Consider the following 874-nt stretch of genomic DNA (forward strand, 5'->3'; position numbering starts at 1 on the left):
TCGGCAGCGGTTTGATGGTCCTGGTTGGGTAGCACGAACTGGCTGATTAGCAGGGACAGCTCGTGGGCCTGGCTGCGCAGGCTGGCGGAGGCGGCCGTGGATTGCTCCACCAGCGCCGAGTTGGCCTGCGTCATCTGGTCGAGCCGCGCCACGGCGGTGTTGATCTGGCCGATGTCGCGGTTCTGGGCCTGGGTGGCCGAGGTGATCTCGCCCATCATGCGTTCGGCCTCCTGGATGGTGCCCACGATGCGCTGCATCGTGCTGCCGGCCGTGCCGGCCAGGTTGGCGCCCGTATGGACCTGGTCGACGGAGTCGTTGATCAGCGCCTTGATCTCGCGCGCCGCGGCGGCCGAACGCGTGGCGAGGCTGCGCACCTCTGAGGCCACCACCGCGAAGCCGCGCCCCTGCTCGCCGGCATGGGCGGCTTCGACGGCGGCATTGAGCGCCAGGATGTTGGTCTGGAAGGCGATGGAATCGATCACGCCAATGATGGCCACGATCTTGCCCGCCGATGCGTGGATGCCCTGCATGGTGCGCTCCACCTCGGCGACGACGTTGCCGCCCTCCTGCGCCACCGTGGTGGCGGAGGCGGCCATCTGCTGCGCGCGGTGTGCGGCCTGGGCGGACTGCATCACCCGTGTTGTGATCTGCTCGAGGGCCGCTGCCGTCTGCTGCAGGCTGGCGGCAGTTTCTTCGGTGCGGGCCGAAAGGTCGGTATTGCCGTTGGCGATCTCCGATGCGGCAGCGCTCACGTTCTGCGCCGATCCGCGCACCTGCTTGACCAGGGTGCGCAGGGCCTGCTGCATGACGGCCAGCGAGTGCAGCATGCGGCCCGCTTCGTCCCGTTCGTGCCCGGCAATGTCGTGGCGCAGGT

1 protein-coding gene is annotated in these 874 nt (G+C 68.8%); it reads right to left on the reverse strand.

All coding sequences use genetic code 11. The features are described from left to right. Positions 1-827: methyl-accepting chemotaxis protein (locus ACDELDRAFT_RS23125; RefSeq protein ID WP_332376217.1), on the reverse strand; the 827-nt coding region annotated here is incomplete at its 3' end. Between the last annotated feature and the right edge of the window lie 47 nt (positions 828-874).

It is taken from the genome of Acidovorax delafieldii 2AN (genome assembly GCF_000175235.1).
Lineage (GTDB): Bacteria > Pseudomonadota > Gammaproteobacteria > Burkholderiales > Burkholderiaceae_C > Acidovorax > Acidovorax delafieldii_B.